The sequence below is a fragment of the Sphaerotilus sulfidivorans genome, from assembly GCF_013426975.1.
GTDB lineage: Bacteria > Pseudomonadota > Gammaproteobacteria > Burkholderiales > Burkholderiaceae_C > Sphaerotilus > Sphaerotilus sulfidivorans.
In genome coordinates this window covers 97389-123588 of record NZ_JACCPY010000002.1, presented here as the reverse complement: position 1 = coordinate 123588, position 26200 = coordinate 97389, and the positions used below count along the sequence as shown (strand labels likewise).

Here is a 26200-nt window from a genome sequence, read left to right as displayed (position 1 = left end):
TCATCGCTTGATGTAGGTCGACTGCAGCACCACCACCGTCGAGCTGCGCAGTCCGACGCCGCGCGCGGTGATGCGAAAGACCTGCGGCAGATCCGCCAGCGAGGCCGACAGGCTGGCGGAGGTGCCGGAGGTCGGGGTCAGCGGCGGCAGGCGCTCGACGATGTAGCGCGGCGGTGCGGCCAGGCCCGGCAGCGCGGAGGCGCCGGTGGCGCTGCCGTAGGCGCGGCTCTGGCCGGCCGAGGCCGACCAGTCGATCGTCTGCCACAGCGGCCGCGAGGTCGGCGCAGTCGAGCTCATCGAAGGCGGCAGGCACAGGCCCGCGGTGCAGCCGACGGTGAAGGCGCTGTCGTAGCTCAGGTTGGCCTGGATGTCGGCCTCGGCGTCGCGCAGCGCGGCCTCGGCCGCCTGCATCGCCTGCTGGCGATCGCGGGCATGGCCGGCCATGCGTTCCTGCAGCAGGCCGGCGTTCATCGCGCCGACCCCGAGCGAGGCCAGCACCGCGATCAGCAGCAACACGGTGACCAGAGAAAATCCCCGGGCACGCAAAGGCGGACGCAGAGGCAGGTGCGGGCGAAGGCGGGTGCAGGCGTGGGCGCGCGGCATCGTCGTCCTCATCGGCTGCTGTTGCGCAGCGAGGCGGAAAAGGACACGACGCTGCGCAGGCGCCGGTCGGTCGGCACGATCTGCACGCCGTCGAACATCACCGGCTGCACCGCAGTGGTGACCTGATCGTCGGCCCCCACCAGCAGCAGCGCCACCTCGGCCGAGACCACCTGCAGCCAGTCGGCCACCTGCGCCGGCGCCACGAAGGCCTCGGCGGTGCCGTCGGCGTTGGTGTCCAGCCCCAGCCGCAGCGACAGGCGCTCGACGCCGGTCAGCAGCTCCTGCGGCTGCGCCGAGCCGTCATAGGCCGGCGCGGTGTTCGACCACAGCGCCATCATGCCGGCGCGACCGGTGCGCCGGCTCGGTGCCAGGTAGTAGGTGGTGGTGGCCAGGCGGTGCACCACCGCGTCCTGCAGGAAGACGCGGCCCAGATCGGCCTGGGCATTGCCCGGCTGCAGGCTGCCGGCCGCGCTGTGCTCGATCGCACCGTCGCCGCCGGGCGTGGCATTGCTGGCCTGGAAGACCACCGCGCTGCTGCAGTCCGACAGCAGCAGCAGATCACCGCGCTGGATGACCGAGGTCGGCGTCACGTTGACCACCGAGGCGCCCGAGACCATCGCCGCCGTCAGCGCCCAGCCCGGGCCGACGGTGCGACGCACCGTGACCACATCGCCCGCCCGGTCCGGTGCCGGCGACAGCCCGGAGACCGAGGCGTCGAGCGCCGGCTGCCAGGCCCCGCCGTCATGCCGCGAGACCTGCAGGCCCCGCGCGAAGTCGATCTGGAAGTTGCCCGGGTTCCTGAGCAGATTGGTCAGCGTGGTGCCCGCACCCTGGCCGCGGCAGCCGCGGAATCCGGCCATGCGCAGGTCGGTGCCGAGCCGCTCGGCCACGAAGCGCCCGCCCTCCTGCAGCCGCGCCACCTGCGACTGCGCGTTGAAGGTCAGGCGGCTGCCCAGGAACAGCGATCCGGCGATGCCGACCAGGAACAGCCCGATCGTCAGGCCGATCATCAGCTCGACCAGGGTCATGCCGCGCATGCGGTGTCGCAGAGGCCGCCGCAGGCTCATGGCTGCACCACCATCACCAGCCGCGAGGTCCGCTCGCGTTCGCGCCAGAAGATCTTGACCGCCAGCCGCGTGCCGCTGCCGTCGCAGGCCGGGGCGGCGGCGCTGCCGTCCTCAGGCGTGGCATCGCGGCAGATCACGCCCTGGCCCTGGGGCATCAGCGCCGCCAGGTCGGCACGCCAGCGGAAGAAGTCGCGCTGCGCGATCTGCGCGTCGCTGCATGGCACGGCCAGGCTGCAGGCCGGGCTGAGCGCCACCGGCACCAGCAGTGCGTCATAGCGGCCGGCCGCGACGCCGGCCGGATTGGCGCGCATCCGGTCGGCCGCATCCGAGGCCAGCACGGTGGCCTGGCTCATCCAGGCGGCGCCGGACTGCGCGCCCAGGCTGCGCAGCTGCAGCGCCGCATGGCCCAGCGCCGCCAGCGACAGCACCACCAGCGTGACCAGCGCCTCGGTCATCGCGAAGCCGGACTGCGGGCGCGGCCGTCTCACCGGCAGTCTCCGATGCGGCTCACATCGGCCAGGCCGGTCGGCTGGATCGCAAAGGCGCTGCCCTGCGTCGCGCCGTTGCCGGGGCACAGGCGCATCGTCAGCGTGACGCTGCGGCCGAGAAAGCCGCTGGGCGCGAAGCTCACCGGCGCATCGCCGCCGAAGCGCAGCGGCGCCGGCGGCGCGGCAAAGCGCCGCACCACCGTCTCGGCCGGCCCGGCGGTGCCGGAGCCGTCGGCATCGATCACCACCTGCCAGCCGCCGCCGTACTCGTTGCCGGCCGCCGGTGCGGCCGCCAGCGGCAGCAGCAGCACCGGCAGGCCGGTGCGCACCGCCTCCGAGCGCGCCAGCGCCAGCGCGGCCGAGAACTCCGCCGACACCGCCGCCAGGCGCTGGCGCGCCGCGAACGTCGCCAGCGAAGGCAGCACGAAGGCAGCCACCAGCGCCACCAGCGCCATCGTCACCAGCAGCTCGATCAGGCCGAAGCCGCACGCCGGCCGGGCCGCAGACCGGGCAGGCGGCAGCCACCGGGACGGCGGACAGGACGATGGCAGAAACAGCGCATCAGGGTTCATCCGGGGAATTTCGGCCTCGACACCGGCGCGCTGAAGCCGGGCAGCGCAGGAACATCCGGGACAAGTCCGGCCAGATCGCCGCTTGCGCTCCGCTCTGGCTAGACTGTCGGACATGCTGATCGACTTCCTCCAGACCCTGCGCGCCGCCCGGCTGCCGGTGTCGGTGCGCGAGCTGCTGGTGCTGCTCGAGGCGCTGAAGCTCGGCGTGCTCGACGACGACGAAGGCCGTCGCCTGCCCGGCCTCGACGACTTCTACTTTCTCGCCCGCACGATCATGGTCAAGGACGAGGCGCACTTCGACCGCTTCGACCGCGCCTTCTCCGCCTACTTCAAGGGCGTGGAGATGCTGACCGAGAACACGCGCGAGCTGCCCGAGGACTGGCTGCGCCGCATGCTCGAGCGCGAGCTTTCCGCCGAGGAGCGCAGCCGGCTGCAGGCGCTGGGCTGGGACGAGCTGATGGAGACGCTCAGGAAGCGCCTCGAGGAGCAGAAGGAGCGCCACGAGGGCGGCTCGAAGTGGATCGGCACCGGCGGCACCAGCCCCTTCGGCCATGGCGGGCACAACCCGCGCGGCATCCGCATCGGCGGCCCCGGGCGCGAGCGCAGCGCGGTCAAGGTCTGGGAGCAGCGCGCCTACCGGGACTATGACGACACGGTCGAGCTGGGCACGCGCAACATCAAGGTGGCGCTGCGCCGGCTGCGCCGCTTCGCGCGCGAGGGCGCCGAGACCGAGCTCGACCTGGACGACACCATCCACTCGACCGCGGCGAATGCCGGCCTGCTCGACATCCGCCTGGTGCCCGAGCGCCACAACAAGGTCAAGGTGCTGCTGCTGATGGATGTCGGCGGCACGATGGACGACCACATCCCGAAGGTCGAGGAACTCTTCAGTGCCGCGAAAAGCGAATTCAAGCACCTCGAGTTCTACTACTTCCACAACTGCGTCTACGACCATGTGTGGAAGAACAACCGCCGCCGCCACGCCGAGAAGCTGCCCACCTGGGACCTGATCCGCAAGTACAACAAGGACTGGAAGCTGATCCTGGTCGGCGATGCCACGATGAGCCCCTACGAGATCACCCAGGTCGGCGGCAGCGTCGAGTTCCACAATCCGGAGGCCGGCGCCGACTGGCTGCAGCGCCTGACACGGGCCTTCCCGAAGTCGGCCTGGATCAATCCGGAGCCGCAGGGCGTCTGGCCCTACCGCCAGAGCATCGCGATGATCGAGCAGCTGATGGGCCACCGCATGTTCCCGCTGACCGTGGCCGGCCTCGAGCAGGCGATGCGGCTGCTGTCGAAATGAGGCCGATGCGACGAGGGGTGCGTCCGCTGACCTGGCCGACCGCGCTGACCGCGCTGGCCCTGCTGGCCGCGACGACCGCCCAGGCACAGGCCCTGGCCACCGCTCCGGCGCCGTCCGCGCCGGTCGTCCGCGACGAGGCCTCGCCCGAGGAGGTGACCTGGACGCTGGAGATCGAGGCGCCCGAGCCGCTGCGCGCGCTGCTGCAGCGCCATCTCGACCTGTCGCGCTATCTGGCCAGCCCGGAGACCGCGCAGGTGCCGCGCACCGAGCTGATGCGCCTGCGCCAGGCCGCGCCGGCCCAGGCGCGCGCGCTGCTCGAGACCGAAGGCCGCTTCGGCGCGACGGTGCGCACCGAGGCGACCGACCGTGGCGAGCGGGTCCCGGTCGTGCCGGGCGGCCCGGCACTGCCGCAGGTCCGGCTGCGCCTGATCGTCGATCCCGGTCCGCAGACCCGGGTGGAGAGCGCGCGCATCGAGTTCGAGGGCGCGCTGTCGCTGGCCGCCGACGCGGGAGAGGCGCGCGCGCAGGAACTGCAGCGCCAGGCACGCGAGAGCTGGTCGCTCGGCCCGGGTCGGCCCTTCACCCAGGACGGCTGGAGCAGCGCCAAGGGCGCCACGCTGGCGCTGCTGCGCGCCCAGGGCCACGCGACCGCGGCCTGGAGCGGCACCGTCGCACAGATCGATGCCGCCCAGGCCCAGGCCCGGCTGTTTCTGGTCGCCGACAGCGGCCCGCTCTACCGCTTCGGCGAGATCCGCTACGAGGGGCTCGACCATGTGCGGGTCGATGCGGTGCGCGCCCTCGAGAACTTCGCGCCCGGCGATCCGCTGCGCGAGCAGACGCTGCAGGAATTCCAGGCGCGGCTCGGCCGCTCCTCGCTGTTCGACACCGTGGCGGTGCAGATGGAGCCCGATCCGGCGCTGGCCGAGGCCATGCCGGTCACGGTGCGGCTGCGCGAGCGGCCGCTGCAGCAGGCCACGCTCGGCCTGGGCGTGTCCGATGCCAGCGGCCCGCGCATCACGCTCGAGCACCAGCACCAGCGCTGGTTCGGCTGGGGCTGGCAGGCACGCACCCGGCTGCAGCTGGCGCAGACCGACCGGCTGGCCGCGCTCGACCTGACCTCGCATCCGCATCCCGGCCCCTATCGCAATGTCGCCGCCGCACTGGCCCAGCATGCCGAGGCCAGCGGCCTGGCGGTGACCACGCAGAGCGCACGGCTCGGCCGCAGCAAGGACGACGAGCGGCTCGAGCGGCTCTATTACCTGGAATGGCAGCGGGTGCGCACCCGGGTGATCGACGACGGCTCGGTCAATGACGACACCACCGCGCTGAGCCTGAACTACCAGTGGATCTGGCGCGATCTCGACAACGCGCTGCTGCCGACCCGCGGCACCAGCCTGTCGCTGCTGACCGGCGCGGGCCAGTCCTACCGCGCCACCCCGCGCGAGACCGGCGCGTTTGCACGCGCCACCGGCCGGCTGACCCGCTACGAGCGGCTCGGACCCTGGTACGCCAGCGCCCGGGTCCAGCTCGGCCAGGTCTTCGCCCGCGATGCGGTGGCGGTGCCCTACACGCTGCTGTTCCGCGCCGGCGGCGACGACAGCGTGCGCGGCTACGGCAGCCAGGACCTCGGCCCGGTCGACGCCGATGGCGCTGCGGTCGGCGGCCGGGTGCTGGCGGTGGCCAGCGTCGAGGCCGGTCACCCGCTGCGCCGGGGCGATCCGGCCTTCCAGGGCGCGGTCTTCGTGGATGCCGGCAATGCCGAGGCCTCCTGGAAAGGCTTCAACCCGCTGCTCGGCTACGGCGTGGGCCTGCGCTGGCGCAGCCCCGTCGGCGCGCTGCGGCTGGACCTGGCCTATGGCCAGCAGGCCCGCCGGCTGCGACTGCACTTCAGCCTCGGCATCACCTACTGACCGCTTGACTGACCGCCTGACTGATTGATGGATGCCTGATGCCTGATCCGACCGCCCAGGCGAACAGCGACAGCGCAGCCGCTGCCGCCGCTTCTGCACCGTCCGCCCACCCGGCGCCGGCACGCCCGGTGCTCGGGCGCGCGCTGGTCGTGCTGCTGGCCTTGCTGCTGCTGGCGCTGGCCGCCGGCGCGCTGCTGCTGCTGTCGGCGATCAAGACCGAAGCGGGCAGCCGCCGGCTGCTGTCGCTGGTGCCGGAGCTGCAGGTCGAAGGGCTGCGCGGTCCGCTGGCCGGCGACCTGGACATCCGCTCGCTGAGCTACCCGCTCGGCCCGAGCCAGACGCTGCACATCGACGGCCTGTCCTGGCGCACGCCGGTGCTCGACTGGCCGAGCGGCCAGGCGCCGGCGCTGCGGCTGGCGCGGCTGCAGATCGGGACGATCGACCTGCAGGGCCGCTCCGCCGACAGCGCGCCGATGGTGCTGCCGCGCTCGCTGGTGCTGCCGCTGTCGCTGCACATCGACGAGATCCGCATCGGCCGGCTGATGCTGGACGGCCTGCGGGAGCAGCCGCTGCAGGATCTGTCGGCCCGGCTGGCGCTGCCCGCCGGACCCGCCGGCCTGCACCGGCTCGATGCGATCCGGCTGCGCCGCGATCAGCTGCAGCTGGACGGCCGGTTCGAGATCGGCGCGGCCGCGCCGCTGCCGGTGCAGGCGCAGTTCAGCGCCCGCGCCGAGGCGGGCCCCAGCAGCAGCGGCCACGCCACGCTGCCGACCGACTGGCAGCTCGATCTGGGCCTGAGCGGTCCGCTGGCCCGGCTGGAGGCCAAGGTGAAGCTGCTCGCACGCGGCCAGGCGCTCGAGGCCGAGGCCCAGCTGCGGCCGGAGCAGCCGCAGCCGCTCTCCCGGCTGCAGGCCCGGCTGCAGGAGGTCGATCTGGCGCCGCTGTCGAGCCAGCTGCCGCAGACCGCGCTGAGCGGCAGCATCGAGGCCCGGCTCGAGCCGGGCGGCACCGGCAGCGCCGGCGGCGCCAGCGCCAGCGGCCGTGCAGCCGCGCCGCTGCAATTGCAGATCGACCTGACCAACCGGCAGCCCGGGCGGCTCGACCGGCAGCGCCTGCCGCTGGAGTCGCTGCGCATCGGCGCGACCGGCGATCCGGCGCATCCCGACATCGGCACGCTCGAGACCCTGCGACTGGTGCTGCACGATGGCAGCGGCCCGGCCGGCACAGTGCTCGGCAAGGGCCGCTGGAGCCGCTCCGGCCCGGACAGCGGCAACCGGCTCGAGCTGGCGCTGAGCGCCACGCTGCAGGAGCTGCAGCCGGCCCGGCTCGATCCGCGGGCACCGGCGATGCGGCTGAGCGGCCCGCTGACCCTGAGCTGGAGCCAGCCGCCCGCCGACCATGCCGACCAGCCGCCGCGCGCGACCCTGCAGACCGATCTGCGCGGCCGCCATGAACGCCAGGACCTGCCCGATCTGCAGCTGCAGCTGCAGATGCGCGGCACGCCCGAGCGCATCGACCTCGAGAAGCTGCGCATCGGCAGCGACAGCGCCCGGCTGCAGGCCGAGGGCCGGGCCGAGCGGGTCGATGCCGGCCGGCGCTGGCAGCTGCAGAGCCGGGCGACGCTGGAGCGCTTCGACCCCTCGCTCTGGTGGCCGGGCGAGGCGCAAGGCGCCTGGCAGCGCGGCCCGCATCGTCTGGACGGCCGGATGGATCTGGCGCTCGGCCTGCCGGCCACGCCGCCGCCCGGGGGCGACCCCGGCGCCTGGCTGGCCGCACTGGACGGCCAGGCCCGGCTCGAGATCGCGCCCAGCCTGCTGGCCGGGGTGCCGCTCTCCGGCCTGCTGCAGATCAAGGGACCGCCCCAAGGCGCCGCTGCCGACCGCATGCTGCAGGCCGAGCTGGATGCGCGCGTCGGCGCAGCCCCCGGCCCGGCCGGACAGGCCGGCGCCACCGACCTGAGCCTGCGCGGCCAGCTCTTTCCCGCCACCGGCACGCCTCGCCGTGCCGGCGGCGAGGACCGCTGGCAGTTCACGCTGCGCAGCGGCGCGCTGCAGGCCCTGCAGCCCTGGCTGCGGCTGGCCGGCAGCGAGGCCCGGCTGGCCGGCGAGATCGACGGCAGCGGCACGCTGCAGGGCCGCTGGCCGCAGCTGCGGCTGCAGGCCCGCCTGGACGGCCGCCAGCTGCAGCTACCCGATGGCCTGGACCTGCGCCAGCTCGGTCTGCGGGTCGATGCAGGCCTGCGCAGCGCCACCGACCCGATCGAGCTGGACCTGGATCTGGCCGGCCTCGCACGCCCCGGTCTGCAGCTCGAGCGGCTGACGCTGCGCGGCCGCGGCAACCCGGCCGAGCACAGGCTGGAACTCGACAGCGAGATGACCGCCAGCCCGGCGCCGGCACCGGACGGCACGGCCAGCGCGGCCAGCCCGCCGCGTCGGCTGCAGGCACGGGCGGTGCTGGAGGGGCGCCTGTCGGCAGGCGGCCGCAGCTGGCCGCCCGCACCCGAGGCGCCGCTGGACTGGCAGGGCCGCCTGCGCGATGTGGCGCTGCTGGGCGCGCTGCCCGCCGCCCTGGCGCCCCGGAACGGCAGCGTCAACAACAACAACAGCAGCAACGGCAGCAGCAGCGCCAGCCCCCCTGCCCTTCAGCCGCTGCTGCGGCTGGCCGAGCTGCCGCTAGTGCTGCAGCGCCAGCCCGATGGCCGCCTGTCGGCCCGCGCCGGGGCCGCACGACTGGAGACGCTCGACGCCCGGCTGGCGCTGGACCAGCTGGAGTGGCAGTCGGCCGGCTCCGGCACCGCCGCCGCGCCGCGGCTCGCGCTGCAGGCCCGGCTCGAGCCGCTGGCGCTGGCGCCGGTGCTGCAGAAGCTCCAGCCCGATCTGGGCTGGAGCGGCGACCTCACGCTCGACGGCCGGCTCGACCTGCAGTCCCGCGACGGGCGCACCACGATGTCGGCGCTGCTGCGCCGTGCCAGCGGCGACCTCAGCCTGGAGGATGCCGAACTCGGCACCGGGCCGCGCCGGCTCGGCCTGGGCGAGATCGCGCTGCAGATGCAGGCCGACGACGGCCTGTGGCAGTTCAGCCAGCGCATCGACGGCAGCCAGCTCGGCCACATCGAAGGCCGCCAGACGGTGCGCACCTCGCCCGACCGGATGTGGCCGCCGGCCGAGGCGCCGCTGGAAGGCCGCCTGGCGCTGGAGGTCGCGCAGCTCGAGCACTGGGGCGGCTGGCTGCCGGCCGGCTGGCGCCTGAGCGGCCGGGTCGGTGGCCAGGCGCGGCTGGACGGCCAGTTCGGTCAGCCCCGCTACGCCGGCGATCTGCAGGGCGACCGCATCGCGGTGCGCAATGTGCTGGAGGGCATCGACTGGCGCGATGCCACGCTGCGCGCCAGCCTCGACGGCGACACCGCGCGCATCGAGCGCTTCACGATGCGCGGCGGCACCGGCTCGCTCGAGCTGAGCGGCCAGGCCACGCTCGATGCCCGGCCGGTGCTGACGCTGCGCATGACGGCCGACCGCTTCGCCGCGCTGCAGCGCATCGACCGCCGCGCCAGCCTCAGCGGCCGTGCCGACCTGCGCGTCGATGCGGCCGAGACCCGCCTGCAAGGCGCGCTGAAGGTCGACGAGGGCCGCTTCGACTTCAGCCAGTCCGATGCGCCCAGCCTGGGCGACGATGTCGATGTCGACCGGGGACGCGGCGCGAACCGCCAGCGCGAGACCGCCGCCCGCGGCAGCCAGCGCAGCACCGCGCTGGACCTGCGCGTCGATCTGGGCGAGCGCTTCCAGCTGGTCGGCCGCGGCCTGAGCACCCGGCTGACCGGCGAGCTGCGCCTGAGCAGCCCGGCCAACCGGCTGGCGGTCAACGGCAGCATCCGCGCGGTCGACGGCACCTACGCCGCCTACGGCCAGAAGCTGCGCGTCGAGCGCTCGGTCATCAGCTTCACCGGCCTGCCGGACAACCCGCGGCTGGACATCGAGGCGATCCGGCCGGACCTGGAGGATGTGCGGGTCGGCATCAGCGTGACCGGCACCGCGCAGCTGCCCCGCATCCGGCTGATCAGCGAGCCCGCGATGAGCGACACCGACCGGCTGTCCTGGCTGATCCTGGGCAGCGCCTCCGATGGCCTGGGCCGCACCGACATGGCGCTGCTGCAGCGCGCCGCCACCGCACTCATCGCCGGCGAGAGCGACGCGCCCTCGCTGGTCGAGCGCATCGGTCTGGACCAGTTCTCGGTGCGCCAGGACGGCGAAGGCGACAGCCGCGAGACGGTGGTCACGCTGGGCAAGCAGATCAGCCAGCGCTGGTATGTCGGCTACGAGCGCAGCCTCAACGCCGCCAGCGGCACCTGGCAGCTGATCTACCGCGCGGCCCGGCGCTTCACGCTGCGCGCCCAGTCAGGCGCCGAGAACGCGCTCGACCTGATCTGGACCTGGCAGTGGGGCTCGGGCTCGCTGCTGCCGCCGATCGGCCAGTCGGCCGAGCCCGCCAAGGACAAGGCCCCGGCGCGATGAACACGCCGGGGCCTTGGGGGATGGATTCGGGCCAGTGCGAGCTGGTCCCCCCGACAGGAATCGAACCTGTATCTGGCGCTTAGGAGGCGCCCGTTCTATCCATTGAACTACAGGGAGAGGAACCGAAGCCTGCCATTGTAGCGGCAGCGCCGAGCGCCGGTCTCGCGCTGGAGGCCTGCCGCGCTAGAAACGGTGCGCCAGCGCCAGCTCCACCTGGGTCTGGCGGGTGGCGAAGCGGCTGGCGGTGCGGGCGTTGTAGAGCATCGGCACCTCGCCGACCAGGCGGTGGTCGGCATGGCGCAGCTGCACAGACAGCCGCGTGTCCGGGCCGAGGTCATGCGCGAGCCGCGTCGCCAGCGTGAGCACCCGGGTGACCGGCGCACGCACGCTCGACAGGTCGTCGAGACCGGGGCGGCTCCAGTGCTGCAGGTCGGCACCGCCGGACAGTTGCCAGCGGCCCTGGCGCCAGTGCAGCGCCGCGCCCAGGTGCATGAAGCGCGCCCGGTAGCGGGTCTCGCGCTGGGCATCGAACTTCAGCAGCCGGTTCGGCACGCTGATGATGAAGGCCTGCGTGCAGTCCTCGCCGGGTCGGGCGATCAGCTGCGTGGCGCCGAATTCCAGATCGTGGCTGCAGCCGCCGACGCGTGCCGTTCCGCCCAGCGCGGCATTGGACACCTCGCTGCGACCGAGCCCGGCCGCGGCCGTCAGCACCAGCCCGGGCCAGGGCAGCGTGCGCTGGCCCAGCAGATCGAGCTGCCACTGGCGATCGCGCGGGCGCTCGACATCGAAGCGGGTCAGCTGCGCGTTCAGGCCGCTGACCTTCAGGCTGCCGCGGGTGGCCTGCGACAGCCGGTCGGCCTGATGCCCCCAGGCACCGGCCTGGAGCGCCCAGCGGGTCAGGCCGGACGCATCGGTCGGCAGATGCCAGCGCAGCGAGGCGTCCCAGCCCTGCAGCCGGTGCAGATCCTCGCCATCATGCAGCGTCATGTCGCGCAGTGTCAGCCCGGCCTGCCAGGCCGGCCAGCGTGCGGACAGCGACAGCCGCTCGATGGCGGCCGCCTCGCGCTCGCTGCCGATCGCCCGGCCAAGCGGTCGGGCGATGTCATGTCCTGCCTCGACCTGCCAGCGCAGGCCGGTGGCCGGCGGCTCGTCGATCAGCGGCAGCGTGTCGAGCGCCACCGCCCCGGCCGGTGCGGCCGCCAGGGCCAGCAGCCAGCCGGCGCCAGCCCTTGTCCTCATGGCTGGACTCAGAAGGTCACCCGACCCTGGATCGCGACGCCGCCGACCTCGGCCGCGGTCGCGCTGCTGCCCGGCGTGCGCACCGCGATGCGCGACAGGCCCAGGCGGGTGCCGTCGGCGCGGCGCATGTCGGCGCCGGTGGCGACCATGCGCACCCGGAAGGTGCCGGTCTCGGCCAGCGTCTTGTCGATCAGCGAGGTGTTGTCGGGGAAGTTCTTGCGCAGGCCGTCGGCAATCTTCTGCAGGTCGATGCCGACGCCGCTGTCGCAGCTGCACAGGATCTTCGCGCTGATGTCGGTGATCGCCTTGGTGCCGGTGCCGATCTCGATGCCGGTGCCGGTCTTCAGGTAGAGATGCAGCCGGGCCGCATCGTCGATCATGGCCTTGACCGTGCCCTCGCTGTCGCGCGACAGCGTCACGCCGGCGAGCCGGGCCTGCAGGATGCCGCCGGTGGCGGTGTTCTCGATCTCGATGCCCAGCACCAGGTCGGCGCCGCCCTTCGGCAGGGCCAGGCTGGTGGCGGTCAGCGGCAGCCAGACCTGCTCGAGCGAGGCCAGGGTCTGGCCGCTCAGCGTCAGACCGGCCGAGCTCTCGAACTGGATCATGGTCGCGGTGACCTCCTTGCCCTGCAGCGGAACGATCTCGATGCTGTCGTCGCTCAGGTAGACGTACTGCGGCTTGGCCAGCTCGGTCGCGTTGGAGAGCTGGGTCCTGGCCGCGGCCACCGCGCTGCTGTCGCTCAGGTCGACCGAGCCGACCAGGGTCAGCACCGCGGAGCTCGACAGCAGATCCTTGGCCGCCGACAGCGAGGCGGCCTCGCGGGTCTTCTGCGCCAGCACCGTCAGGCCCTGGGTGGAGAGATCGACCGCGGCGGCCAGCTGGCTGGCGCTCCAGACCGCATTGCCGCTGCTGTCCTTGTTGCCGGCCTCCAGGCCGGCGCTGACCGCGGCATTGACCATCGCACGCAGCGAGGTCTCGCTGGCGAAGACCGGCGTGGTGCTGCTGCGCGCCTGGGTGGCGATGGCCGCGACCGCGCCGCGGAAGGCTGCAGCCGGGCTGCCGCCGGCCTCGGCGCTGAGCTCGGCGATGTCGGCCAGCACCTTGGCCACCGCGGCGGCGGTGGTCGCACGGGCGCTGTCGGTGGAAGCGCTGAAGGGGTTGAAGGAGGTCACGTCGACGCCCGCCAGGCCCAGACCGCTCAGCACCGCCTGGAAATCGGTGTCGGACAGGCCGCTGACCACCTTCAGCGTGGTGAAGGGCGACACCACGCCGCTGCCGGCCGGCGCGATGAACTGGCCCTTGGGCGCCTTCAGCGTCGTCAGGTCATAGCCGGTCTCGGCCACCGAGGCGATCTGCGAGCTGCAGGCGCTGGAGAAGGCATAGGCACCTGCGCTGTCGGTCACCGCCGACTTCTCGCCGGCATCGAGCACGCCATTGCTGTTGTCGTCGCAGAAGACGGTCGCACCGGCGATCAGGTCATCGACCAGCACGCCGGACGAGGCCGAGGCGACTGGCACGGCCGGCGCGCTGGTGCTGTCGCTGCCACCACAGGCAGACAGCCCGAAGGCCAGGACAAGGGAGGCGGAGAGAAGGCGCATCTGGTGCATGACGGGAACTCCTGCATCTGGGGGGGAATCCAGTCGATGCTATCGACGCGTACCACGGCCTGATCGCGCGAAAGGCCGGCGTTCCACGGCCAATTCAGGCGGTGTCGGCGCCTGCAGGCAGCGTGTCAGCGTGTCGGCGTGCCGTCGGTGCTGACCACGCAGAGCCGGTCGCGACCGGTCTGCTTGGCCTGGTAGAGCGCGCTGTCGGCACGCCGCAGCAGGCTGAGCTCGTCGTGGTCGCGCGCCGGATCGAAGGCCGCGGCGCCGAAGCTGGCCGTCACATGCTCGGCCACCGGCGAAGCGGCATGCGGCAGCCGGCGCTGATGCAGCAGCTCGATCAGCCGCTCGACCAGCGCGGTGGCGCCCTCCAGGCCGGTGCCGGGCAGCAGCACCGCGAATTCCTCGCCGCCGTAGCGCGCGGCCAGATCGCTCTGGCGGGTGAAGACCGCCTTGAACAGCAGCGCGAACTGGCGCAGGCAGTCATCGCCGGCAGCGTGCCCATAACGGTCGTTGTAGGCCTTGAAGGCATCGATGTCGGCCATCACCAGCACCAGCGGCTGGCCGCTGGCGCGGGCCTGCTCGACCTGGTCGCGCAGCTGCTCGTCGAACAGGCGGCGGTTGGCCAGCGTGGTCAGCGCATCGGTGGCGGCCAGATGGCGCAGCCGGTTGCGGTCCTCGTGCAGGTCGGTCTCGTCGGACAGGCTCAGCAGCACTCCGCCGCTCATCGGCGTGATCTGCACCTGCAGGTAGCGCAGCCGGCCGTCGGCGGCCATCAGCACCCGGGTGATGCGGCCGGCCCGGCCGCTGCGCATCACCTGCAGGCATTCCTGCTCGGCATGCAGCAGCCGCCAGTCCGGCAGCACCCGGTGCACCAGCCGACCGGCCAGCGAATCGCGGTCGATCTCGAACAGCTCGGCCAGACGTGGATTGGCCATCAGCACCAGCCAGCCACCGCCCTCGTCCTGCGGTTCGCCGGCATCGGGCGTGTCGACCCGACGCAGCGCCAGCAGCGCATCGCCGCTGGCGTCGACCACGTCGGCATACAGCTCATGGCGCATCTGCAGCGGCCGGCAGTAGACCAGCACCCACTCGCCGCCATCGGACGGCGCCAGCGGCAGGATCAGCCGCTCCCAGGTGAAGACCGGCTGGCCCCGCTCGGCGACATGGACCGCGTAGATCGGCTCGCCGCGCTGCAGCGCCTCGGTCTGCAGCGCGCCCAGCAGCGCGGCACGCTGCGGCCCGAGCTCCGACAGCCGCGTGCCGGTGCGATCGATGCCGGTATGGCGGCAGATCTCGCTGCCGTAGTGTCCATAGACGAAGTCATCGCCCGCCCCGTCCGCGGGGTCGGACGCAGGCTCGCGCCGCAGCAGCATCAGCCGGCCATGCAGGCGATGCCACAGGCCATCGGCAAAGGCCGCCAGCGGCGCTCGCCCCTGCGCATCGCGGCTCTGGCGCCAGCGACGGCACAGCACCGCGATGTCCGGACTGCCAACCCTCGCCTCGATGTCTTCGCGGACCACCTGGTGCCAGCGGCCCGTACCGGTCTCGACCCCCTCGACCATTGCTTGTGCCTGTGTCCTCTCCAGCGCCCCGACCGGAGCGCCACACCCTGGAACCACCCGGTTCGGACGGCCATTTTTCACGAATCCAATGCCTGTCCGAAATGATACGGGAGGCTGCAGCCTCAGCCGAAGGCTTCGGTCAGATCGACCGTCGAACGTCGCCCGATCGCCTCACGATGCTGCGCCAGCCAGTCCTGGGCGCGCTGTCGGCCCAGATCGCGCAGATGGGTCAGAAAGGGCTGATGCGCGATCAGGCGGGACTCGCCAGGCAGTTCGGCCAGCTGCTGGCGCTCGTCGATCAGATGCAGCCGCAGTCCACGCAAGCGACGTGCCATCGGCCCGGCGGACCAGCCGCTGCCGGCGCGGGCATCCTGCCAGGCGCGCCCGAGCAGCCAGGCCTCGCGCTGGAAGGCCGCGCCGAAGGCGATGTCGAGCGAGCGCTCGCGGATGGCGCCGGCCCCGCCGGGCAGCTCGGCGAAGCGCAGCGGCATCAGCATCAGGATCAGCAGATCGGCCTCGGCCGGTCCGTGCTCGACCAGCGGCCACAGCGGCGGATTGGCGCTGAAGCCGCCGTCCCAGTGCGGCAGGCCGTCGATCATGACGGTGCGGTGCAGCGTCGGCAGGCAGGCCGAGGCCAGCGCCACCTCCACCGACAGTCGGCGGTTGTCGAACAGCCGCAGCCGGCCGGTATCGGCCCGGGTGGTGGCGATGAACAGGCGCGGCGCATCCGCCTGGCGCAGCCGCTCGAAGTCGATGCGCTCGAGCAGCAGGTCGCGCAGCGGATTGAGGTCGAGCGGATTGAGCTGCTGCGGCGCGAACAGCAGCCGGCTCCACTGCATCGCCAGGCGCACGCCGCCGTGCAGGCTGGGCCGGCGCTCGTCACCGACGACGAACCAGTGGGTGGGCAGCAGCTCGCCGAGCCGGTGCCAGAAGGCGTCGAGCGCCTCGCGCGCGCCGTCAGGGCCGTCGCGCAGCCAGCCATCGGCCAGCACCAGCGCGTTCATCGCCCCGGCGCTGGCACCGCTGATCGCCTGCGGCACGAAGCGGCCGCTCTCGAGCAGCGCATCGAGCACGCCCCAGGCATAGGCGCCGTGTGCGCCGCCGCCCTGCAGTGCCAGGCTCAGCGGCAGTGGGGTCCGGACACGCCGGCGCAGGATCGGGAGGTCGAACATCGCGCGCAGACCGCGGGCAGCAGCCAAGCCATGCTGCACCGCAGTATGCACGCGGCCGGATGACCTCAGCGCGGCACGCCGGTGATGTCCAGCTCGACGCGGCGGTTCGGCTGCAGGCAGGCCCGCAGCGCCGCCGGGCTCTTCTGGCTGCACTCGACCAGCGGCTGCTCGCTGCCGCGGCCGGTGGCGATCATCGACACCGCGACGCCGCGGCTGGCCAGATAGGCGCGGATCGTTTCGGCGCGGTCCTGCGAGAGCTGGCGGTTGTAGGCCTCGCCGCCGAGCCGGTCGGTGTGGCCGATCAGCTCGAGGCGGTCGATGCGTGCATAGACCTTGTCCAGCCGCACCGCCAGCTGGTCGAGCTGGGCGCGGCCGCCCGGCAGCAGGTCGTCGATGCCGCGGCGGTCGAAGCCGAACAGCACGCTGGCGCTCAGCACGATGCGCTCGTTGACCACCGGCGGGGGCACCGGCGGGACTGGCGGCGCAGGCGGGGCCGGCGGGGTCGGCGGTGCGGGCGGCGGATCGACCGGGCACAGTTCGGCCGCACGGGCCGCATCGCCGACCTGGTCCTCGGCGATCTGGATGTAGGGCCGGGCATGGCGCCAGCCGAGCTGGTTGTGCTCGTTGCCGGCATGCACCAGCTCGACCTCGGCGCAGGCGGCGAGCTGCTGCGCGCAGGCCCAGCCGCGGTGCTCGCGCAGCGCGCCCAGCCGGGTCCACAGGTCCTCGCGCAGCCGCGCCGCGCCGTTGACCCGCGGCGTCTGGCGCGACGGATCGGCCTCGGCGCCAGGCACGCCGCCGCCGGCCAGGTAGCCGGTGATGCGGCGCGACTCGTGCAGCGCCTCGGCCGGGAAGGCCGAGCGGTCGTTGCGGGTGTATTCATGGAAGCTGACATCGAGCCAGCACTGCGCCTTGGCCAGCGGATGGCTGCGCAGCGGGTGGCGGCCGGTGGCGTTCAGGTCGGCGATCGCCTGCTGCTGCGCGCGGTAGGCGGCATGGTCGGCGGCGAGCTGGCCATCGGTGGCGGCATCGGCGCGGGCGGCCACCGGTGCGAGCGTCAGCAGCGACGCCGCCGCCAGCGTGGAGAGGGAAACGCGGAGGTTCTTCATGATGGATCAGCGCGGCAGCGCGCGGTTCACGACCGGGTCGGCCCCGGCAAACAGGTCGGCGTCGAACTTGAAGCGCAGCCGCAGGTAGGCACCGCGCGCGGTGTAGTCGCTCGAGAGATCGCGGTCGCGGAAGCCGCTGGCGTTGTACCCGGCTGACAGCCACAGGTTGGACTGCACCAGATAGCCCACCTCCACCCCGACCGAGCGCTGCCAGGACGCGCCGCTCTGGCCGCTGGCCTGGCCTCGCATCAGGCTGAGCTGCAGGCCCAGGTCCCAGCGCTCGCTCAGGTCATGGATCAGCCGCCCGCTCACCAGCCAGGCGCGGTAGCGGTCCTGCACCCCGCCCTCGGCGACCGGGAAGCGCTCGGACACCGTCTTGCCCGCCAGCCGCCCCGAGGCCCACCAGGCCCGCGCGGGATGCACATTGGCCTGCACCGCGCCGACATGCACCCGCCGCCACTCCTCGGTGGCGTTGATGTTGTCCTCGACCTTGTATTCGTACTTGCCCAGCACGTCGATGCGGTTGTGGTCGACCGGGCGCCAGGCCAGACCGACCTGGAAGCGGTCCTGCCAGCCGTTCGGTCGTGCGCCGTGGTTGTCGGTCGCCAGGTAGTAGTTGCGCGCCAGCACGGTCCAGTCGCGGTCGAGGCGGCGCACCGCGGTCAGCGTCGTCAGCCAGCTGTCCTGCGCGGTCAGCGCCGAGCTGGTGGTCGTCGACGCGCCGCTGGCCTCCAGCCGGCGCCACTCCAGGCGGCCGGAGAGCTTCCACCACTCGCTGTCGGTCCAGTCGGAGCCCAGCGTCGCGGCGGTGGCGTTCTGGCCGCTGCCGTCGAGAATGCGCAGCCGCTCCAGCCCGGTGCTCATCGCCCAGCCCGGGCGCAGCTGCCAGACATTGCGCACGCCGGTGGCGACCTGCGAGGCGCGGCCGTCGCTGGCGTCGCGCAGGCGGTATTCGCTGAAGACATCGCCGCCGTGCATGTAGCGGCCGTCGATGCCCAGCGCGATCGCCTGGCCGCGGCTGCTGGCGCCGTCGAGCGCATAGCGCGAGGACAGGCCGTCCTGATGCTCGGCGCGCGCATACAGGCGCGCCCGCTCGGCCAGCTGGTAGCTGGCCGCCAGCTCGACACGGTGGCGGTCCTGGCCATCGACCGCGGCCTCGGCCAGGCCCTTGAGCGTCCAGCGATCGCTGGCCCGCCAGCTCGCGCCGGCAAAGGCGGTGGTGGTCTCCAGGTCGGGCACCGTGCCCGGCGCCGCGCCGCTGCCGTAGGAGGCCAGCGCGCTGTTGGCATTGAGCAGCGTGGTGCTGCCGGCGCCGCTGAAGCCGCCGTCCGAGCCCGGCGCGTAATGGCTGCCCGCCGACGGATTGGCCGCCAGCCCGGCCAGCGCGCCCCGCAGGCGGCCGCTCTCCTCGATGCGGCGCAGGCCGACGCCGAGGGTCAGCGCCGGGCTCAGACGGTAGTCGGCGCCGAGGCTGGCGCCGCTGGCCCGGGCCTCGGTGGCGGTGTCGCGGTCGCGCTGCAGCTCGACGCGCAGCGCCCAGTCCTCGTCGGCCTGCCAGCGCACCGAGCCGCCCAGCTGCTCGCTGCCGGGCTGCACGCCGGCGGCGGTGTTGGCAAAGGCCGCGCCGGTGCGCGCCGCACGCAGCCGTGCCTCCAGGCGCTCGCCACGGTGCTGGATCTCGACGCGGGCGGCCCGGCCGGTGGCGGTGCCGCTCTCCGGCAGCACCGGCGCGCCGACCAGCGAGGTGCCGACCGCCGACAGCGACGCCTCGGTCTGCGCGGCCTCGACGACCAGTTCGGTCGCCGCGCCCAGCTTCACGCCCGCATGCACGCTGGCGAGCCGGAACGGCGCCTGCGGATTGCGGTCCTCGATGATCGCGCCGCCCAGGCTGGCCCGCTCGCCCAGGTTGATCTGGCCATCGGCCCCGGCCAGCCAGAAGGCGTCTCCGCCCTGGTCGACCTCGTAGCTGATGCGCAGGTGGATCGGATTGCCGTCGGCATCCTGGCTCGGGATCGGGCGGGTCAGCAGGATGCGGCCGCTGAAGGGCTCGAAGCTGTAGTCGCTCAGCCGCACCAGCGTCGTCACCGACAGCACGGTGTTCAGGTTGTTGCGGTCGCGCACGATCAGCTGGACCTGCTCGCTGTTCTCGAGCGCCTGCGTGCCGCCGACCGCAAACGGACCGCTGGTGCCGTTGGCGGCGATCTCCTCGGTGACATGGCGCAGCGTGTCGCGGCTGGCGAAGACATTGACGAAGCCGTCCGCGCTCTCGCGGTGCAGCTTCACACCGGTGAGCGTGCGCTGGTAGCTGCCGAGCTGGCGCAGCCGGGTGCCGGCCACCACGCCACCGCCTGCGGCCGGCGTCACGCCCTCGCCGGAGGCGAAGTCGCCGTACATCACGAAGCTGCGGCCCTGGTCGACCCGCACATAGAGCTTCGAGGCGCTGCGCGCGTCGAAGCCCTTGACGCTGGCGTCGCCGTAGACCGGATACCAGGCCTCGGGGCGGATGTCGCGCAGCAGCCGGGCGCGGGTGTCCTTGTCGGAGTCGTAGGCCAGCGTCAGCAGCCGGTCGCCGCGGATCCTGCCCTTCAGGAAGACGCTGGCGCGCAGCGCCGCGCGGCTGCGGCCGCTGTCGAAGTCGCGGCTCCAGTGGCGCAGCTCGGTCTCGAAACCGTCGTCGACACGCGCCGGCGACACCGCGCCGTCGTAGCGCCGCGAGCTGCGGCCGATGACGCCCTCGATCAGGCCGGCGGCGATCATCTCGCGCACATCGGGATCGAAGCCGATGGTGCCGGCCACCTCGGCCTCGCCGGCGCTCAGGCGCAGCAGCACATCCTCGGGCTGGGCCGGTGCGATCAGGCTGAAGCGCGCCTCGCCGCCGCTGACCCGCAGCTGCGTGCCGGGCACGCTGCGGTCGACGTCGCGGCGGTCGGCGCCGTCCTCGTCGGTGCGGGCCTCGGGCAGCAGCAGCCGGGCGCCGCCACGGTGCTCGACGGTGACCAGCACCGGCTCGCGCAGCGGCCGGCCCTCGCGGTCGAAGACGCGCACGACGATCTCGACCGGCGTCACCCCGTCGGCCGGCGCACCGGCGCCATGCACCTCGACCGCCAGCCGGCCGACGCGGGCATTGGCCGCGTACTGGCCGTCGAGCAGGATGCGCGGCGCGCCGGCCGGCTCGGGCAGCGTGAACAGCGGGCGGTAGCGGCCCGGTGCCTCGCCGAGCGGCTGCGCCGGATCGACATCGACCTGGGCGCGGGCCAGGCCGGCGCTCAGGGCCAGGCCCGCGGCCAGCGCGGGCAGCGCATGCCGCACGGCAAGATGCAGCGGCTTCGGCAGCAGCGCGGGCGACGACAGGTTCGGAAGCATCGTGGCAGTCGTGACAGATCGGTTCGTTCGGTCGGCTGGCAGCAGGCGGCTCATCGCACGTCCTCCTCGGCCGACGGCACGGTGGCGCCGGAGGACGCCGGATTGACCGAGACCGGCTCGCGCAGCGTCTCGCGGGTCTCGGTGCGGGCGCCGGCGGTGCCTGCGGTGCCGACCGCCTGGCGCGGCTTGACCGCACCGGCCTCGCCCTGGCCGGCGGCGCTGCCGCGCTGGCGGGCGCTGTCGGTGGCCTGGGCCGGCGCGGTGACCGGCTTGCCATCGAACTTCAGCACCCGGCCGCCCTTCTTCTCGGTCTCGAGCGTCTGCGTCTCGCCGCGCGCGCGGCGGGCCTTGACCTGCTCGAGCACGGTGTTCGAGCAGCTGCCCTCGATGAAGTCGGCGCGGTGCAGCTCGCCGTTCTTCAGGTCGAGGAAAAGGCTGAAGGCGTCGCCCGCATTGCGGTTCGAACTGGTGGTGAGCCGGCTGCCGCGCGGCAGCGTCGAGCCGTCGACCACCATGACGGCGGTGCGCGGTGCCAGGCCGCAGACGCTGTACTTGCCCTCGACATCGCTGATCAGCGAGGTGCCGTCGTTCAGGTAGAAGCGCACGCCCGGAATGCCCGGCTCCTCAGGCCCCTGCACATGGTCATGGCTGCAGTCGACGAAGACCCGCCCGACCACGCAGGCCTCCGCACCGAACACGCCGCCGGTGACCGTCACCCGGAACTGGCTGATGTTGGAGCACAGCGCATCGGCGCTGCTGCCGCAGACCGCGCCCGGCGTGCCGGTGGCCTGGGCCCGGTTGATGCCCGTGCCCTGCTGCGCACCCACGCCGATGCGCACCCGGTAGCTCAGCGTGCTGCTGGCGCCGGCCGCCAGCGCGCCGATCCGGAAGCGCAGCACCGGGCCCGGCGCACCGCTCGGATCGGCGATCTTCACGCCGCCCACCATCGCGGTGCCGGCGATGTAGCGGAAGCCCGCCGGCAGCGTGTCGATGATCTCGACCGCCGGCAGCGTCGCGCCGCCGCTGTCGGTGCGGCGAACCGCGATGCTGTAGCGCACCGAGTCGCCGATCTCCGCCTGCGTGCGGTCGCCGGTCTTGACCACCAGCAGCGTGCCGCTGCTCGAGGGATCCAGCGGAATGTGGTTGTTGATCACGTCCGGACCGCTGGCCGGGTCCAGCCGGATCGACAGATAGTAGGCGGTCGACTCGCTGCCCGAGGGCGGCAGCGCCTGCGACTGCACCGCACACACGCCGGCGCCGACCCCGCCGACGCAGCCGGCAGGCGGCACCAGCACGCCGGCCTGCGCCGGGATGCTGGTGCTGGCCAGGTAGCCGGCCGGCGGCGTGACCTGCAGCTGGTAGCTGCCCGCGCCCGGACAGCCTTCGGGCGCCGGATTGAGCAGCAGGAAGCTGTAGGCGCCGGCCAGCGCGCCGCTGGCGACGGTGGTCAGGCGGTTGATGCCGCCGACCACGCAGCTGGAGGGCACCAGCGCGCCGCTGGCGTCCAGCAGCGCGACCGTGGCGCCGCCGAGCGCGGCGCGGCTGGCGCTGTCGTAGACCACCCCGGACGGATCCAGCGGCAGGCTCTGGTTGATGCGAGTGGCGCCCAGCGGCACGCTGACGCCCTGCAGCACGCCGGCCGCCACGACGCCGGTGGCGCTGTCGGCTGTCGGATCGTTGCCACCGGCCGGATCGTTCGAGACCGGCCGGCCGTAGTAGGCGCCGCTGCCCGCGTCGCGGAAGCGGATCGTGTAGCTGCCGACCGGAATGTCGCGCACGATGTAGTCGCCCTGCGCATCGGTGAGCGCGCTGCCGACCAGCGTGCCGGCCGCGTTGATCACCTCGACGGTCACGCCGCTGGCGCCGCGCTCGCTGCTGCCCTGGCGCCGGTCATGGTCGGCATCGATCCAGACCCGGCCGCTGACCGAGCCGGCCAGGCGCACCGGCGTGGCATCGCTGCCCTGGTTGTCGGACTGGCGCGAGGCATGCTCGCCGCCGCCGGAGACGGTGGCGGTGTTGACGGTGGTGCACTGGCCGTTGGCATCGGGCGAGGCGCAGGCCGCGGCCGCCACGTTCACCACCAGCGTGATCGCCGGCGCGCTCTGGCCGACCGCCAGCACCTCGGCACGGCTGCAGCTCAGGCGGCTGGAGCCGACGACGGTGGCGCTGCAGTCCCAGCCGCTGCCGCCGGGCAGCGCGGCGACCGTCATGCCGGCCGGCAGCGGATCCTCGACGCTGTAGGCGGCGCTGGTCGGCGCATCGCCCTCGTTGCGCACCACCAGCAGGTAGCGGCCGGTCTGGCCGCCGATGAACAGCGCCGGCTCATGCGACTTGGCCAGCCGCAGGTCCGGGCCGACCAGCACCACCACCTCGACCGAGGTGCTGTTGTTGCTGGTGTTGGTGTCGTTGGACGCGCCGGTGGTGGCCGGCACGGTCAGCCGGCCGCTGGACGGCGTGGTGGCGCTGATGTCGCAGACGATCGCCTGACCCGCGGCCAGGCTGGCCAGCGGCAGCGTGACCGCCACGCCGCCGACCCGGCAGTTCGAGGTGCTGGTGCCGGCGCCGCCGGCACAGGTGGCCTGCAGCGCGGCATCCGGGCCGGCATTGGTGCAGGTCAGCGTGCCGGTGACGACAGTGCCCGGTGCGGCGGTCGGCGGCACGCCGGTGATCGCGACCGACAGGTCGGCCGAGGTGGCCGACGGCGTGACCGTCAGCGTCGCGGTGTCGCAGGACGTCGCGTTCGGCGTCGGCGCGCAGACCCGGTAGAGCACGGTGCAGCTGCCGCTGGCCGGCACGTCGAAGGTGGCGGTGCCATCGGCCGAGACCGAGGCATTGGTGCAGCTGCCTCCGATGCGGGAAAAGCTGCTGCCCGTCGGCCACTGGTCGTTGCCGCCGACCGGGCTGGTCTGGCCGGGCTGGCCCGGCGTGCGCGCGACCGCATCGTCGACCGCGTCGATCATCACCGCGTCCGAGGTGGTGGTGTTGTTGTCGGCGTTGCCGTCATTGGTGGCGCCGGTGGTGCCGGTGAAGGTGACCGGCGTGGCCGCATCGTCGGTGCCGCCCTGGGTGAAGGGCGCGGTGTAGTCGAAGGTGCAGCGGATGGCGGCACCGGCAGCCAGCGTCGCCGCGCCCGCCGGGCTGCAGACGATGTTGCCGACGCTGCCGGCAGAGGCCGAGGGCAGGCAGACCGGCGCCTGCGCGGTGGTCGCGCTGGCGGCATTGGTGCAGGTCAGCGTCAGGCCGGTGTAAGTCTGGCCGGGACCGAGCACCGTCGGCAGGCCGGTGAAGACCGGTGACAGGTCGGCTGCGGCCACCGTGATGGTGGCGACCGCGGTGTCGCAGACCGCCGGCACCACCGCCGGATGGGCACAGACCTGGTAGGTGACGCTGTAGACGCCCGGCGCGGCGCCGGCCGGCACGCTGAACAGGCCGGTCGACGGATCGAAGCTGGAGCCTGCGGTGGGCGGGCTGACCGCGGCCAGCGAGACGGTGGCCAGGGTGGCGGCGCTGCTGCCGCGGGCGTCGTTGCTCAGCACCTGCAGCGAGGCGGCGCTGCCGACCGGTGTCGTCAGGCTCTCGTCGAGCGCGTCGATCAGCGGCGCGCTGGCGGTGGTGACATCGTTGGTCTTGTTGATGTCGCTGACCGAGCCGGTGGTGCCGGTGAAGACGACCTGGGTGGCCGCCTCGTCGGTGCCGCCCTGCGTGCCGGGCGCGGTATAGCTGAAGGTGCAGGTGATCGCACCGTCCGGCGCCACCGTGGCCGGCACCGCCGGGCTGCAGCTCAGCGCGCTGATGCTGCCGGTCGAGACCGTCGGCGCACAGCTGGTGGCCAGGGCCGATGCCGTGGCCCCCGGATTGGAGCAAGTCAGCGTCAGGCCGGTATAGGTCTGGCCCGGGCGGATGACAGTGGGCAGGTTCGAGAAGACCGGCTGCACATCCGGATCGGGAATGCCGACCTGGATGCCGAACTGGCGCGACTCGATGAAGTTGCCCGGGCCGGCCGCCGACACCTCGATGCCGAAGCTGAACTCCAGCGAAGTCTGGCCGGCCGGATAGATCGCCGACACCTGCACCGCCATGGTGTTGTTGAAGCCGGGATAGAAGGCATAGCCGCCGACGCCGAAGGCGGTGCAGCCCGCATCGGTGCCATTGGTGCAGACCACCGGGCGGAAGGCCTGCCCGCCGCCCAGGCTGGTGCTGGGCTCGAGCTGTGAGCCAGGCAGCAGGGCCGCCGGCGTGCCGTGGAACTCGATGCGCTCGCGGAAGCCGCCGGTGGCGTGGTAGTTGAACCCGTCAGTGTCCAGGCTGGTCATGTAGACCGGCACCGGCAGCGCCAGCGGCGTGCTGGTGCCGGGCGCGACGAAGGTCAGGCGGTAGCGCACCTGCGACACCGCGCCGGCCGTCATGTCGCCTCGCACTTCGCCGCCGAGATGGTCCTGCGGTCCGGTGGAGTTGCTGCCGAAGCCGCTGCGCGGCGTGTCCGGCGTGGCGCTGCCCACCGCCGACACCCGGGTGAACAGGATGTCGCGCATGTTCGAGCCGGAGCCGATGCCGGGAAAGCGCCGGGTGCCGTTGGTGAGGCAGCCGTCGGTCGAGCCCTCGCAGGTGGAGGTGGCCCAGTTCCATTCGAAGGCCGCCGCCCGCACGGGCAGCGAAGCCAGCAGCAGCGAAGCCAGCAGCAGCGCGCCACCCGACAGGAGTCGCAGGAAAGAGCGGCGCCAGCCGCAGAAAGTCGCCAGCATGAGGTCAGCCTTGATTTCTGTTTCTTCTGATCCGGATCCGCCCTGCAGACCGTCCCGACAACACATCGGGCAGGAATAGGTGAAAACCCTTGACGCACCGAAAAGGACCGAGATTCCTTTCCAGGGGTATCTCAGTCCGCGAGCCAGTCATTGCGCCGGGGCTCCACAGGAGCGGCATGGCGCGAAGGCTAGCGTCTTCACCCGCACGCGGCATGTCGGCCGCGAACTTGAGGCCCGATTCTGCTAAGAAATCACGTTTTCATGCAACCTGATTCGACAGCCAGCAACAGGGCACAAGCACGGTACCCAGCCGCATAAAACCTGTTGCATCGGCATCGGATATACGACCACTCCCACTTTGGAATGAACCGTACCTAGGTATCGTGAAATTCCCGAAATCCTGTTGTCGAGATATTCGTCAGCGCGTCGGCGCGGCCAGATGCATCCACAGGGCGGCGCAGTCGGATTCGGTCGCGTCATAGCGCGGCATGGCGGGCGCGATGCGGCTGCCGTCGGCGCGAGCCCCCTCGCGCAGCAGCCGGCACAGGCCGGCCTGGCTGTCGACACGGGTCAGCAGGGCGCGCGGCAGCGCGGTGCCGCCATGGCAGCGCACGCAGCGCGAGGCCTGACCGTCGAGGCCGCGGGCCGCACCGGGCAGCCGGGCCTGCATCGCCCAGTCGCCCTGCCACAGCGCCCGGCCCTCGGCCTGCAGACGCTCGGTGCGGGCCTGCTCCGGCAGGGCCGCACCCTCCAGCGGCACCGGCAGGTCCGGCGTCGGCAGATCCAGATGCAGCACGGTCATCAGCAGCATCATGAGGCTGCCCAGCAGCGTGAACAGCAGCAGGCGGCGCAGGTCGGAGGTGTTCATGGGCGAAAAGGCTCGGGCGGCTCAGGCGGTTGTTCGTGACCGATCGCACGGATCGGCCGATGGCAGGCATGCTCTCAGCCCGCAGCC

General features: G+C 72.9%; 15 protein-coding genes and 1 tRNA gene. 3 read left to right on the top strand and 13 right to left on the bottom strand.

Going from position 1 to position 26200, the window contains the following annotated elements:
* Genes HZU84_RS01600 through HZU84_RS01585 form a run of 4 tightly spaced genes read right to left on the bottom strand, consistent with a single transcriptional unit; the run spans nucleotide 1 to nucleotide 2730 of the window.
* Nucleotides 1-603 (bottom strand): pilus assembly PilX family protein, encoded by a 603-nt coding sequence (locus HZU84_RS01600; protein WP_220786185.1) that lies wholly within the window; start codon nucleotides 601-603, stop codon nucleotides 1-3.
* Between the two features lie 8 nt (nucleotides 604-611).
* On the bottom strand, nucleotides 612-1640 hold the full coding sequence (locus tag HZU84_RS01595; protein ID WP_180692755.1) for a PilW family protein: 1029 nt from the start codon (nucleotides 1638-1640) through the stop codon (nucleotides 612-614).
* 26 nt (nucleotides 1641-1666) lie between these two features.
* Nucleotides 1667-2158, bottom strand: a complete 492-nt coding sequence (gene pilV / locus HZU84_RS01590; RefSeq protein ID WP_149503981.1) for a type IV pilus modification protein PilV — start codon at nucleotides 2156-2158, stop codon at nucleotides 1667-1669.
* A complete protein-coding gene (locus HZU84_RS01585; protein WP_180692746.1) occupies nucleotides 2155-2730 on the bottom strand; it encodes a GspH/FimT family pseudopilin in 576 nt (191 codons plus the stop codon). Before HZU84_RS01585 ends, pilV begins: the two co-directional genes overlap by 4 nt.
* Nucleotides 2731-2842: 112 nt before the next feature.
* Here HZU84_RS01585 and HZU84_RS01580 point away from each other — a divergent pair, with 112 nt between their 5' ends.
* From HZU84_RS01580 to HZU84_RS01570, 3 genes are read left to right on the top strand one after another with little or no spacing between them, the layout of a single operon-like run.
* Nucleotides 2843-4033 carry a vWA domain-containing protein gene (locus HZU84_RS01580; protein WP_149503983.1) on the top strand — a complete coding sequence of 397 codons (1191 nt, stop codon included), beginning with the start codon at nucleotides 2843-2845 and terminating at the stop codon, nucleotides 4031-4033.
* 5 nt (nucleotides 4034-4038) lie between these two features.
* Nucleotides 4039-5943: an autotransporter assembly complex protein TamA gene (locus tag HZU84_RS01575; protein ID WP_149503984.1), complete on the top strand. Its 1905-nt coding sequence runs from the start codon at nucleotides 4039-4041 to the stop codon at nucleotides 5941-5943.
* A 38-nt stretch (nucleotides 5944-5981) separates the two neighbouring features.
* A complete protein-coding gene (locus HZU84_RS01570; protein ID WP_149503985.1) occupies nucleotides 5982-10451 on the top strand; it encodes a translocation/assembly module TamB domain-containing protein in 4470 nt (1489 codons plus the stop codon).
* Between the two features lie 42 nt (nucleotides 10452-10493).
* Here the strand turns inward: HZU84_RS01570 and HZU84_RS01565 are convergent.
* The 9 genes from HZU84_RS01565 to HZU84_RS01525 all read right to left on the bottom strand — a co-directional run bounded on the left by HZU84_RS01565 (nucleotide 10494) and on the right by HZU84_RS01525 (nucleotide 26113).
* Nucleotides 10494-10568: transfer RNA gene (locus HZU84_RS01565), tRNA-Arg, on the bottom strand.
* Between the two features lie 66 nt (nucleotides 10569-10634).
* Complete coding sequence (locus tag HZU84_RS01560; RefSeq protein WP_149503986.1) at nucleotides 10635-11690, bottom strand: hypothetical protein; 1056 nt, start codon at nucleotides 11688-11690, stop codon at nucleotides 10635-10637.
* Between the two features lie 8 nt (nucleotides 11691-11698).
* Nucleotides 11699-13297, bottom strand: coding sequence for a hypothetical protein (locus HZU84_RS01555; RefSeq protein ID WP_149503987.1), 1599 nt, complete (start codon nucleotides 13295-13297; stop codon nucleotides 11699-11701).
* Nucleotides 13298-13422: 125 nt separating this feature from the next.
* On the bottom strand, nucleotides 13423-14859 hold the full coding sequence (locus HZU84_RS01550) for a GGDEF domain-containing protein (protein WP_149503988.1): 1437 nt from the start codon (nucleotides 14857-14859) through the stop codon (nucleotides 13423-13425).
* 122 nt (nucleotides 14860-14981) lie between these two features.
* Complete coding sequence (locus HZU84_RS01545; RefSeq protein ID WP_149503989.1) at nucleotides 14982-16031, bottom strand: patatin-like phospholipase family protein; 1050 nt, start codon at nucleotides 16029-16031, stop codon at nucleotides 14982-14984.
* 65 nt (nucleotides 16032-16096) lie between these two features.
* Complete coding sequence (locus HZU84_RS01540) at nucleotides 16097-17140, bottom strand: OmpA family protein (protein WP_149503990.1); 1044 nt, start codon at nucleotides 17138-17140, stop codon at nucleotides 16097-16099.
* Nucleotides 17141-17146: 6 nt separating this feature from the next.
* Nucleotides 17147-20503, bottom strand: a complete 3357-nt coding sequence (locus HZU84_RS01535) for a hypothetical protein (RefSeq protein ID WP_180692745.1) — start codon at nucleotides 20501-20503, stop codon at nucleotides 17147-17149.
* A gap of 50 nt (nucleotides 20504-20553) precedes the next feature.
* Nucleotides 20554-25245, bottom strand: a complete 4692-nt coding sequence (locus tag HZU84_RS01530) for an SdrD B-like domain-containing protein (RefSeq protein WP_149503992.1) — start codon at nucleotides 25243-25245, stop codon at nucleotides 20554-20556.
* A gap of 418 nt (nucleotides 25246-25663) precedes the next feature.
* Nucleotides 25664-26113 (bottom strand): hypothetical protein, encoded by a 450-nt coding sequence (locus HZU84_RS01525; protein ID WP_149503993.1) that lies wholly within the window; start codon nucleotides 26111-26113, stop codon nucleotides 25664-25666.
* Nucleotides 26114-26200 lie beyond the last annotated feature (87 nt).

Coding starts and splice junctions, on each gene's coding strand:
- HZU84_RS01600 (WP_220786185.1), bottom strand. CDS start 603: ATGCCGCGCGCCCACGCCTGCACCCGCCTTCGCCCGCACCTGCCTCTG.
- HZU84_RS01595 (WP_180692755.1), bottom strand. CDS start 1,640: ATGCGCGGCATGACCCTGGTCGAGCTGATGATCGGCCTGACGATCGGG.
- HZU84_RS01585 (WP_180692746.1), bottom strand. CDS start 2,730: ATGAACCCTGATGCGCTGTTTCTGCCATCGTCCTGTCCGCCGTCCCGG.
- HZU84_RS01580 (WP_149503983.1), top strand. CDS start 2,843: ATGCTGATCGACTTCCTCCAGACCCTGCGCGCCGCCCGGCTGCCGGTG.
- HZU84_RS01575 (WP_149503984.1), top strand. CDS start 4,039: ATGCGACGAGGGGTGCGTCCGCTGACCTGGCCGACCGCGCTGACCGCG.
- HZU84_RS01570 (WP_149503985.1), top strand. CDS start 5,982: ATGCCTGATCCGACCGCCCAGGCGAACAGCGACAGCGCAGCCGCTGCC.
- HZU84_RS01560 (WP_149503986.1), bottom strand. CDS start 11,690: ATGAGGACAAGGGCTGGCGCCGGCTGGCTGCTGGCCCTGGCGGCCGCA.
- HZU84_RS01555 (WP_149503987.1), bottom strand. CDS start 13,297: ATGCACCAGATGCGCCTTCTCTCCGCCTCCCTTGTCCTGGCCTTCGGG.
- HZU84_RS01550 (WP_149503988.1), bottom strand. CDS start 14,859: ATGGTCGAGGGGGTCGAGACCGGTACGGGCCGCTGGCACCAGGTGGTC.
- HZU84_RS01545 (WP_149503989.1), bottom strand. CDS start 16,031: ATGTTCGACCTCCCGATCCTGCGCCGGCGTGTCCGGACCCCACTGCCG.
- HZU84_RS01540 (WP_149503990.1), bottom strand. CDS start 17,140: ATGAAGAACCTCCGCGTTTCCCTCTCCACGCTGGCGGCGGCGTCGCTG.
- HZU84_RS01535 (WP_180692745.1), bottom strand. CDS start 20,503: ATGCTTCCGAACCTGTCGTCGCCCGCGCTGCTGCCGAAGCCGCTGCAT.
- HZU84_RS01530 (WP_149503992.1), bottom strand. CDS start 25,245: ATGCTGGCGACTTTCTGCGGCTGGCGCCGCTCTTTCCTGCGACTCCTG.
- HZU84_RS01525 (WP_149503993.1), bottom strand. CDS start 26,113: ATGAACACCTCCGACCTGCGCCGCCTGCTGCTGTTCACGCTGCTGGGC.